The following is a 10,346-nucleotide window of genomic DNA, read 5'->3' on the forward strand; positions in this document are numbered from 1 at the left end:
CTGCCGCTGACGTAGCCCGCGGAGCCGGGCGCCGCCGCGCCCTTGACGCCAACGGCCTTGGTGCCCATGGCCCCAAGGCCCGCGACGGCGAGCAGGGTACCGCCGGTGGCGGTGAGACCGGAGCCGCCGCTGCCGACGATCGCGACCGCGGGCGTGACCAGTCGCATCAGCGCGGGCAGCACGAACGCGACGCTGCACAGCAGCACGATGGCGACCAGCATGCGTTGCGCCTGTTCACCATCCGGCAGTCCGTTGGTCGCGGTCAGCGAATCCACATGTCCCGCAGTGGTGAACGCGATCATGTAGACGATCGCGGCCACCGGTTTCCAGAGCATGAACGCGATGATCCAGCCGATCAGCTTCTGATAGGACTGCTTTCCGACATTCATCCCCGACGCGGCCGCCGCCAGCGGCAGCACGCCGGCCGCGATGATCAGCAGCCCCTGCCGGACGATGGCGAGCACGATCTGCGCGAGCGCGCCGAGCAAGCCGACGATCGCGATGATCAGCACCAGACCCGGCGAGAACGCTTGCAGCTTACTGGTTTTCACCATCAGCTCGGCCAGGTCCTTGGCGTTGCCGTTGGTCGAGTCGTTGATGATCCACTCGGAGAAGCGATCCGAGGCCTGGGTGCCCGCGACGATCACCGCGCCGAGCATCCAGGAGCTGAAAACCACTCTGGCGAACATGCGGAACGACTCGGCGGCCTCGTTCATCGTCGCCCCGCGTCTGGCCTCGGCCAGGCGCGCGCCGGAGAGGATCACCGAGGCTATCAAGAGCAATATCTGGGCCTGATAGGTGTAGTCGTTGATCTTCGTGAACAGCGAGCCCGAGTCGCTGGCCGCCTCGTTGGGCACCTTCATCCAGAACGTCAGCGCCAGGATGATGGCCTCGCCGAGGCCGTTCATCAGCGAGTCGACCACCTTGCCGAAGGTGGAGTCCCACGCCTTGTCCTTGACCACGTTGGCGGCCTGACCCGGATGGGACGCGGCGTTGCCGGCCTTGCACGCGGCGGAGGCGGCGTCGCCCAGCGAGATGCCGGGCAGGCCGACATTGTCGAGCGTGTCGTGGATTTCGTTGCACGTCTCGTCGAAGCCGTACTGCTGTCCGTAGGCCACGGTCGGCGTCGCCATCATCACCGTGAAGATGACCGCGAAGATCGTGAGTAGTCGCCTCACCATTGTCTGCACCCCTCGCTGCTCAGCAGGTCGGCCATCAACTTCTGCTCGGGCCTTTCCGATCGTGCTCACCACTTCGTCCACCCGCCCAACGATTCGATGTACTCGGTCTGCGCGGAATTGGACGTCGAGGGCTTGAGACGCCAGTCGCCGGCATCCCAGACCATCACCAGGCGGATCGCCGCCCATAACTGTTTGCCGTCGACCACGGGGCCGCGCGAGGCGAGCCGGACGATGGCCAGGTCGTCGGCGTAGTCGTCGACCTTGAACGCGTCGGAGGCGACGAAGTACTTGGTCACCCGCTCCGGCTGCTGTTCGGGCAGCTTGTCACCGGCGAGCGCCTTGTCGTAGGCGGCGATCTGCTGGGCCGAGACGCGCACCTGCGTCACGTACAGGTCGCGGTCGGCGGGGCGGGCGTTGAGCCGGTAGGTGATCTGCGCCGCGGCCAGCACGGCGCCCTGCGGGGTGTGCGAATAGCCGACGGCCAGACCGTCTTCGATGCGCGCGGGCCCGTCGGAGGTGGAGAACGGCACGGACGCGCCGTACACCCGCTGCCAGCCGTGCGGTCCGGTGGTGCCCTCCGGCGCCGAGGTCAGCCAGTCGCTGTCACCCGGCTTGCGCTGCCGCGTCGGATCCTGCGGAAGTGGTTGCCCGGCAGGGTTGTTCGGCACGTCGACGCGCCTGCCGAGGATGTCGACCTCGGGGGCGGCGAAGCCGGTGCCGCCCGCGGTCGCGGCGGGCGCGGGCGCGCCTGCCGCGGCGCCCCCGTCGTCGCGGCTGATGTAGACGACGATGCCGACGATGACGATGAGCGCGAGCACGGCCGCGGACGCGACGGCGCCGAAGGAGACGCGATCGCGCGCGGAAGACCCCTTCTCGCTCATGACTCCGCCTCGCCGGCGCTCGGCTCCGGCATGCGCGAAGCACGCTGCGACCTGATTCGCTCGCTGCGCTCGCTCACTTCGGTGCCTCCAACTTCACTGCCCCATCAGGTATTACGTCTATCGATTCGATCGGTCTGGCGGTGGCGCCCGGATCGGGCAGGCGTAACCGCCAGTCGTCGCCGAACCATTCGACGGTGGTGTGGTTCACCGCCTTCGAGCTGTCGGAGTACTCGGTGTGCACGTCGACGGTGCTGCGCTGGTCGGTGTATCCGGTGATCCGGTAGCCGAGCACGCGCGGTGCGTAGTCGGGCGTCGCCGGTCCGGTGATGGACAGCTGCACGCGGTTCACCGCCCACTCGTCCTTGGCGGTTCCCGGAACCACCTCGCGCGCCGCGACTTTCGCCCACTGGCCGTCGCTCGCCACGGCCAGCCGCACCGCGTGGGTTATCGCGGCGACGCCCGCACCGCGCGGCGAATGCTCGAAACCCGTTGCGGCGCCGTCGGCCTCGGACTTCGGGCCCTGGTCGGTGTGCGGCAGCGGCACGCCCTGGAACGGCTGCCACCGGACGCCGGTCGGCGCGGCCGACAGGTCGGGTCCGCGCCGCTGCTCGCCTCCACCGCAGCCGACCGCCGCGATCAGCAGCGCGCCGACCGCGGCCACGGTCCCCCTTCGCTCGATCATGTCGGCAGGAAGGCCAGCGCGATCCCCGACGCCGCGCTCGCCACGATCGCCCCGAGCAGGCTCATCAGCACCCCGTGCGAGGCGTCGTTCATCGCGAGGTCGCTGCGGAACGCGATCCACAGCTTGCCCGCGGACACGATCATCCACGCCAGACACACCAGCAGGACGAACCACAGCAGCCAGTTGAGCAGCTGCATGAGCGGTTGCAGGACCTCGGCGGGCATCTGTTTGTAGGCCAGCAGCTCGGCTGCCGACAGTCGCACGGTAGATATATCGGACATCAGGTTCCAATAACTGCGTTCATGATGGTGCCGGCGCTGGTCGCGACGACGCCGCCGATCATGGCGCCCGCCACCATCTTCGGTGATTCGAGCCCGCCACCCGTCCACTTCTCCCACGCGAACTTGCCGCCCGCGTAGGTGATGCCGCAGATGCCCGACAGCAGGACGAACCAGGTGAGGTACCGCACCAGCTGCAGGATCTTCTCCGAGCCGGGAGGCGCCTCCGGCGTCGGGTTACCGACCTGTGCGAGTACGGTGCCGTACGTGTCCTGCACGGCGAGGAGAATTGCGCTCATCGGGTGCCTTTCTCGAAAGTAGTTGTGTCGTCGCCGATTCGATGCGTACGTTCACTGATCGGGTGGCTTTCTGCGTGCCCGGTCCTGCGCCGGATCGTCGAGTGCTGCCTCCTCGAGTGCCGTTCGAGCCGCCGCGACGATGTCGGCGCCGAGCTCCCGGACATCGAGCGGTACCTCTTCCAATGGGTCGATCCTGCGTTTCTTCGGTGGCAGCGGGTCGCCGGGCGCCCACACGGGCAGCTGCTCCGGTTCTACCAGCGTCCACTCCTCATACCACGGAACCTGCCAGAGCTGGCCCGCCAGCGAGCCGACCACGTCGCGGTAGCGGCGGATCTCCGCGGGCAGCTTGCCGGGCCGCGCGGCGACGGTGATCAGGCCGAGCACCTCACAGGATCCGGCGAAGCCCGAATGATGTTGGCGCAGAAGGTCATGCGCGCGGGTGAGCCCGGCGATGGTCTCCCTGGCCACCAGCACGACGAAGGGGGACTCGCGGTCGAAGACGCCGGGCCAGCGGCGGCCCGAATCCGCCGCGGGCGCAAGCACATGCGCGAGGCTACTGGCTCCGGCGCCGCCGTGCACACCGAGCAGCCACACCAGCGGGGCGCGGCCGACGCCGGGCACCGGGCGGTCCCAGATCGGCGCGCGGCGCGACTCCGGCGGGGCGACGACGCCCGCGGGCGCCGATTCGGTCTGACGTCGAAAGTTCATGGCGGCGGTCATGATGCCACTCCGGCGAGCAGGCGCCCATACGCCCGGCGCGTATCGGCGGCCAACGACGCGTGCCGGACCAGTTCGCCCCTGGCCAGGTGCGGGTCGTAGGGGATCTCTCTGATATCGCGGACCCAGCCGGACAGGTGCTCGCGCAAATGCTCGGCTACGCCCGACTCGGTGCCCGGATTCTGGTGTGAGACAACGATTGTCGTGTCGCCGACGATGCCGCCGCCCTGCCCCTCGGCCGAGTCGCCGAACTGGTCGTCGAGCCATTCCAGGGTGACCCGCAGCCGGTTCGCCGCGTCGGCGCGCGCCGGAATGGCAAGCACCAGAGCGACATCCGCGTCGTCGAGCAGCGGGCGCAGCTGCCGTCCGGCAATCGGGCTGCCGCCGTCGTAGACCGCGGTGTACCCCGCGTCGTGCACCGCGCGCGCCACCGTGAGATAGGTCGCGCGGCGGCGCAGCGGCGCGGAATCGCGCCACAGTAAACCGATTCCGGACGTCGCCCGGGACAGGCACTCCTTGAGCGGGGCAGGCTCGTCGTCGCCGCGCCCGTACAGCCACGACTGCAAACTGATCGGGTGCAGGTGCTCGTCCGCGCCGCGCAGCGCGAGGTCGCTGCCCGCCGCCGTCGCGTCCACCGCCACGGTCGGGGTGCCCGCCATGCCGAGCTCGCCCGCGATGCCGAGCGCCGTCGTCGTGGTTCCCGCCCCACCGCAGCCGCCGACCACCAGAATCGGGCGCTGCAAGGGGTGTTCCGCGCCGGAACCGCCGCCCTTGCCGCGCCGCAATCGCACCACCGGAGCCTTGGAGCGCGCGGGCCGGCTCGACGGTTCACCCTGTTCGGGCGCCTCGTCGAGCCAGCGGCTCCAGTCCTCTCCCATCGCTTCCTGCTCTCCTCTAACCGGCCGCGATACCCGTGATGAGGGTGCGGCCGTCGATCACCGCGGTGGTGACCGTCTGCTTGTTGTACGTGGCCGGCACGCCGCCCGGCCGGTACTCGGTGACCTCCACCGAGTACTGGTTGTCCGCGAGGGTCACGATGCGCACGCAGTGGGTCGTGCCCGCGGGGATCGTATCGATGCCGCGCTGAATGGTCGACGCGGGTGAGACGGCGGCGTCCGGCGCGACGAACTGCCGCACCCGCTCGCCGGAGCGCTCGACGTAGTACGCGTACTGGAACGCCAGGATGGCGTCGGGACCCGTTGTGGTGCCGCCCATTTCGGCCGCGCGCACGATCGACGCGGTGCGCTCGGTCGGGCAGGCGCCCGACGGCCGGTGCGTGGTGACCCCGGCCTGCGCCTTGCCGCGCAGGCTGTCGGTGCTCACGCCGGCCTGGACGCTGCCCGCGGTGAACTGCACCGAGGCCGAGGACGCGGGTAGTCGCGGTGTCGCGGCGCGGCTGGTCGAGGTGTGCAGCAGGAACAGCGCGCCCGCGGCCGCGGCGCCGAGCAGCAGCACCGCGATGACCAGCACGACGAACACCCGGGCGCGCCGTGAACCCCGGGCGCGGGCCTCCAGACGCAAGGGGTTGGACAAGCGCGGGCGCGGCTCGTCCAGCGGGTCGTAGTCGTCGTCGTCATCGTCGTCGGGCCAGGGGAAACGCACCAGATCGGCCTCGCGCGGAACGTAGTCGTCGTCGGGGCCGGGGGCGCGGCCGACCCAGTCCGACCAGCCGCCGGTGAACTCGCTGCGCTGCGCGGGCAGGTCGGCGGGAATCTCCGGGTCGTCGCGGATGTAGTGCGGATACCGGGCGGGGCCGTCCTCGTCCTCGGGCATCGCATCCGGCGCGCCCTGGGGCACCGGCGCCGTCGCGGGCTCGAGTGCGGCATACCATCGGGACAGTTCTTTGTACGACTTCAACATTCCCCCATTCCCGCTGCGCTAGGCACATGGCTCATCGTCGGACCCTCTCGGCGATCAGTTCGTGGAGAACGGGTAGGTGTTGGCGGTGCCGGGTCGATCGGTGGGCGGAATCGACGTCGCGCCGCCGGATGAGGCGCCATCGGCTCCTGTCCCGAACGGAAATTGTCCCGTACCGGACGAATTCGGCGTAGTCGACGCGCCGGGCGACGCGCCGAAGAATCCCGGCGGCGGCATGTCCGAGCCGCCCACCGGCCTGCGGTTCGCCCCGAACACACCGGCGATATCGTGTGCCAGCGCGGCCAGCCAGTCGGCGACGAACGCCGTCGGCGCGTCGCCGTTGGCGGCGACCGTCGCGGTGTTGTACGCGCCGTGGCGCTGGACGGTGTCCCAGTACCGCACCCAGGTGGCGGTGTTCAAGAGCTCGCTGTTGTCGGTGATGTTCTGCACGACCGCGTCGAACGCCTGGGTCACCAGCCGGACTCCGGTCGTCGGCGGGACGAGCTGGGCGACGGCGCCGACCAGCTTGGCGCCGAGCGACAGCAGCGCGGCGGGCGGATTGGACAGGCCCGCGGTGGCCAGCTCGGCGATGCTCGCGGGATTGATGACCGTCTTGACCACGGTGACGACCGCGTTCAGACCGATCATGCCGACCTTCAGCAGCGCCTGTAGCGCGGCGGGCAGGTCGAGTGGGGTGCGCGGGTCGGCGGCGTCGGCGAGCCGCTGCGAGATCGACTTCTTGGGCGAGATGGCCAGCGTCGCGAGCGAGTTGCCTTGAACGTCCTCGTTGACGACCTTGGTCGCGGTCTTGATCGAGGTGTAGGCCAGCGCCTGGGCGATGGACACCAGCGAGGCGATCGGGTCGCCGCCGCTCAGCTTGGACTGCCCGACGACATTGGTGACGGCTTTGAGGATCGGCGCGCCCGACGGCGCGTCGCAGGCCAGATCGCCCGCGGCGCAGAAGCTGGCGACACGCCCGGTCAGCGCGCCGAAATTGGCGGCTCGGTCGCGGTCGGGCCCGATGCCGCCGCCGGTGGCCGGCGCCTGGGGCAGCGCGGCGAGGGCGGCGAGTTCATCGCCCGCGGTGCCGGGTGCGGGGTCCGGTGTGGCCTTGCCGGGCGAGCCGGGGAACAGCGGTGCGCCGGGGTTGCGGGTCGGGTCGGCGAACAGCGCCACCGCCGCCACCTTCGCCGCGGGCAGCACGCCCTGCCCTTGGCCGATCTCCTGGGCGAACATCGAGGCCACGTGTGCGCCCTGCGAATAGCCGACCACCGCGAATCTCGTGTCGGCACAACGGTCGGCGACTGCTTTCGCCATAGTGCGAAGTCTGGTCAGTCCGCCGGTCACCGATTCGGAGTACGGCGCCGCGCCGCCCGCGGTCGCCCCGCCGAAGCCGGACTCGTAGGGCACATAGGCCCGATCGACCAGTCCCGGCGCGGTCGCCTTGGCCAGCATCGGGCGAAAGACGGTGGACAGCATGCCGGTATCGGTGGACGGCGCGGCATCCGGTGACGATTCGCCTGTGCCCTGAATCCCCAAGGCGTACAATGCCGGACACGCGTTGAGCGCGATATCGGTCGAGGGCCCTGCGGGATTCGTGGGGCCGGCCACAGCGATGCCCGCCGTAGCCACGGTGACGGTGAGTGCTGTCAGCACGCCCGTGACCCTTGCCGCGTAATTCGTCATAGCGATCCGCAATCAATCCGTGTTGCCGCAGTTACCCTCAACGCCATGAAACGCATTAGACCGTAACAGATTCCGACTATTGCTGTGGCATCGCCGAAAACTTTCCGGAACGTGCCGAGCGCGGTTTCACACATTCCCGCGTGCCCAGCAACCCGGCCCGGCAACTTTCCGATGGTCTGAAAATGAGAGCTATCGCCCGGCGACCCGCCGGTCACGCGAATTCCCAACCGGGACGCCAACTTCCGTTCGCCAGATGGCTTCGGCATTCATGCAGATATCTCGCGCGTCGCGGGACGTTCGCCACGAAGTTGCCCATGGCACAACAAATGACGCGTCAAGGGTGGCTGACCGCAGCGGTCTTTCCGGTGATATTTCAGGCGGCCGAGGTGACGCGGTAGACGTCGTACACGCCCTCCACGTTCCGGACCACGTTCAGCAGGTGCCCGAGATGCTTCGGGTCGCCCATCTCGAAGGTGAACTTACTGATCGCGACGCGGTCGCCGTGGGTGGCGACCGACGCGGACAGGATGTTCACCTTCTCGTCGGCCAGCACCTTGGTCACGTCGGACAGCAGGCGGGTGCGGTCGAGCGCCTCGATCTGAATGGCCACCAGGAACACCGAGGACGGCGACGGCGCCCACGACACCTCGATGATCCGCTCGGCCTGATCGCGCAGCGAGCCGGCGTTGGTGCAGTCGGTGCGGTGCACGCTCACCGCGCCGCCGCGGGTCACGAAGCCCATGATCTCGTCGCCCGGCACCGGCGTGCAGCACTTGGCCAGCTTGGCGACGGTGCCCGACGCGCCGGGAATCAGCACGCCGGCGTCGCCGGTGGTCCGCTGCCTGCTCGGCGTCGTCGACGGGGTCGACCGCTCGGCGAGCTCGTTCTCCACGTCGCCGATGCCGCCGAGCTGCGCCATCAGCCGCTGCACGACGTGGTGCGCGGAGACCTGGTGCTCGCCGACGGCGGTGTAGAGGGTGGAGATGTCGGTGTAGTGCAGTTCGTGCGCGACCGCGGTCATCGCGTCGACGCTCATCAGCCGCTGCAGCGGCAGGCCGACGCGGCGGACCTCCTTGGAGATCTGCTCCTTGCCGTTCTCCAGCGCCTCCTCGCGGCGCTCCTTGGCGAACCACTGCCGGATCTTGGCCTTGGCGCGCGGAGACACCACGAAGTTCTGCCAGTCGCGGCTCGGCCCGGCGTTCTGCGCCTTCGAGGTGAACACCTCGACGACCTCACCGTTCTCCAGCTGCCGCTCCAGCGCGACCAGACGGCCGTTGACCCGCGCGCCGATGCACTTGTGCCCGACCTCGGTGTGCACGGCGTACGCGAAGTCGACCGGCGTCGACTTCTGCGGCAGCGTGATCACGTCGCCCTTCGGCGTGAACACGAAGATCTCCGGCGACTTCAGATCGAAACGCAGCGACTCCAGGAACTCGGCCGGATCGGCCGCCTCCCGCTGCCAGTCGAGCAGCTGGCGCATCCACGCCATGTCGTCGACCTCGGTCGAGTCGTTGGAGTGCTTGCCCCTGGTCTCCTTGTAGCGCCAGTGCGCGGCGATGCCGAACTCGGCGGTGCGGTGCATGTCCTGGGTGCGGATCTGCACTTCCAGGGGCTTGCCGTCCGGGCCGACGACGGTCGTGTGCAGCGACTGGTAGACGCCGTAGCGCGGCTGGGCGATGTAGTCCTTGAACCGGCCTGCCATCGGCTGCCACAGCGAGTGCACGACGCCGACCGCCGCGTAGCAGTCGCGCACCTCGTCGCAGAGGATGCGGATGCCGACCAGGTCGTGGATGTCGTCGAAGTCCTTGCCCTTGACGATCATCTTCTGATAAATCGACCAGTAGTGCTTCGGACGACCCTCGACGATCGCGTTGATCCGCGACGCCGCAAGGGTATTCACGATCTCCGCGCGCACCTTCGCCAGGTACGTGTCGCGCGAGGGCGCCCGGTCGGCGACCAGTCGCACGATCTCGTCGTACTTCTTCGGGTGCAGGATCGCGAACGCGAGGTCCTCCAGCTCCCACTTGACCGTGGCCATGCCGAGCCGATGGGCAAGGGGCGCAATGACTTCGAGGGTCTCCTTGGCCTTCTTCGCCTGCTTCTCCGGCGGCAGGAAGCGCATGGTGCGCATGTTGTGCAGGCGGTCGGCGACCTTGATCACCAGCACGCGTGGGTCGCGCGCCATCGCGATGATCATCTTGCGGATGGTCTCGGCCTCCGCGGCCGCGCCCAGGTTGACCTTGTCCAGCTTGGTGACGCCGTCGACCAGGTGTGCGACCTCGGCGCCGAAGTCGAGGGTGAGCTGGTCGAGCGAGTAGCCGGTGTCCTCGACGGTGTCGTGCAGCAGCGCGGCCACCAGGGTCGTGGTGTCCATGCCGAGTTCGGCGAGGATGTTGGCCACGGCCAGCGGGTGGGTGATGTAGGGATCGCCGGACTTGCGGAACTGGTGCTTGTGCCGCTCGTCGGCCACGTCGAACGCGCGCTGCAGCAGCGTCAGGTTCGCCTTCGGGTACAGCTCGCGGTGCACGCTGGCCAGCGGCTCGAGCACCGGTTTGACGGCGGCGATGCCGCGCTGGCCGGTCATCCAGCGGGCGAGCCTGGCGCGCACGCGGCGCGAGGCCGAGGTGGGCACTGCGGCGGCGCCGGGCTGGCGCGGCGTGCCGTTGCCCGCGGGCGGTGTCGGCGGCTGCGCTTTCCCGGCGGCGGCACCATTCGACTGCGGGGCGCCTGCCGATTGCCCGACATTCGCCTCGCCCAAGTGCTGA

10 protein-coding genes are annotated in these 10,346 nt (G+C 69.3%); all 10 read right to left on the reverse strand.

Going from position 1 to position 10,346, the window contains the following annotated elements:
- Positions 1–1,181: hypothetical protein (locus tag ON39_RS20005; protein ID WP_040736534.1), on the reverse strand; the 1,181-nt coding region annotated here is incomplete at its 3' end.
- 65 nt (positions 1,182–1,246) lie between these two features.
- The gene (locus tag ON39_RS20010; RefSeq protein ID WP_040736536.1) at positions 1,247–2,062 is read right to left on the reverse strand and encodes a DUF8175 domain-containg protein; all 816 of its coding nucleotides are present in this window, start codon (positions 2,060–2,062) and stop codon (positions 1,247–1,249) included.
- Between the two features lie 73 nt (positions 2,063–2,135).
- Entirely contained in the window at positions 2,136–2,744 is a 609-nt protein-coding gene (locus tag ON39_RS20015) for a DUF8175 domain-containg protein (RefSeq protein WP_040736538.1), read from the reverse strand.
- Entirely contained in the window at positions 2,741–3,025 is a 285-nt protein-coding gene (locus ON39_RS20020; protein ID WP_040736539.1) for a hypothetical protein, read from the reverse strand. The genes ON39_RS20015 and ON39_RS20020 overlap by 4 nt, the downstream gene beginning before the upstream one ends.
- On the reverse strand, positions 3,025–3,321 hold the full coding sequence (locus ON39_RS20025) for a hypothetical protein (RefSeq protein ID WP_040736541.1): 297 nt from the start codon (positions 3,319–3,321) through the stop codon (positions 3,025–3,027). The genes ON39_RS20020 and ON39_RS20025 overlap by 1 nt, the downstream gene beginning before the upstream one ends.
- A 51-nt stretch (positions 3,322–3,372) precedes the next feature.
- Positions 3,373–4,041 (reverse strand): DUF6668 family protein, encoded by a 669-nt coding sequence (locus tag ON39_RS20030; protein WP_051186829.1) that lies wholly within the window; start codon positions 4,039–4,041, stop codon positions 3,373–3,375.
- A complete protein-coding gene (locus tag ON39_RS20035; RefSeq protein ID WP_040736543.1) occupies positions 4,038–4,916 on the reverse strand; it encodes a MinD/ParA family ATP-binding protein in 879 nt (292 codons plus the stop codon). Before ON39_RS20035 ends, ON39_RS20030 begins: the two co-directional genes overlap by 4 nt.
- Positions 4,917–4,932: 16 nt before the next feature.
- Complete coding sequence (locus ON39_RS20040) at positions 4,933–5,898, reverse strand: DUF8176 domain-containing protein (RefSeq protein WP_040736545.1); 966 nt, start codon at positions 5,896–5,898, stop codon at positions 4,933–4,935.
- Between the two features lie 54 nt (positions 5,899–5,952).
- Positions 5,953–7,581, reverse strand: coding sequence for a cutinase family protein (locus ON39_RS20045; RefSeq protein WP_051186830.1), 1,629 nt, complete (start codon positions 7,579–7,581; stop codon positions 5,953–5,955).
- A gap of 373 nt (positions 7,582–7,954) precedes the next feature.
- Positions 7,955–10,213, reverse strand: coding sequence for a RelA/SpoT family protein (locus ON39_RS20050; RefSeq protein WP_063713370.1), 2,259 nt, complete (start codon positions 10,211–10,213; stop codon positions 7,955–7,957).
- Between the last annotated feature and the right edge of the window lie 133 nt (positions 10,214–10,346).

The sequence above is a fragment of the Nocardia tenerifensis NBRC 101015 genome (assembly GCF_000308715.1).
Lineage (GTDB): Bacteria > Actinomycetota > Actinomycetes > Mycobacteriales > Mycobacteriaceae > Nocardia > Nocardia tenerifensis.

Bases quoted from the DNA above. Each gene is read 5' to 3' on its own strand.
- ON39_RS20010 (WP_040736536.1), bottom strand. From the start codon at position 2,062: ATGAGCGAGAAGGGGTCTTCCGCGCGCGATCGCGTCTCCTTCGGCGCC.
- ON39_RS20015 (WP_040736538.1), bottom strand. From the start codon at position 2,744: ATGATCGAGCGAAGGGGGACCGTGGCCGCGGTCGGCGCGCTGCTGATC.
- ON39_RS20020 (WP_040736539.1), bottom strand. From the start codon at position 3,025: ATGTCCGATATATCTACCGTGCGACTGTCGGCAGCCGAGCTGCTGGCC.
- ON39_RS20025 (WP_040736541.1), bottom strand. From the start codon at position 3,321: ATGAGCGCAATTCTCCTCGCCGTGCAGGACACGTACGGCACCGTACTC.
- ON39_RS20030 (WP_051186829.1), bottom strand. From the start codon at position 4,041: ATGACCGCCGCCATGAACTTTCGACGTCAGACCGAATCGGCGCCCGCG.
- ON39_RS20035 (WP_040736543.1), bottom strand. From the start codon at position 4,916: ATGGGAGAGGACTGGAGCCGCTGGCTCGACGAGGCGCCCGAACAGGGT.
- ON39_RS20040 (WP_040736545.1), bottom strand. From the start codon at position 5,898: ATGTTGAAGTCGTACAAAGAACTGTCCCGATGGTATGCCGCACTCGAG.
- ON39_RS20045 (WP_051186830.1), bottom strand. From the start codon at position 7,581: ATGACGAATTACGCGGCAAGGGTCACGGGCGTGCTGACAGCACTCACC.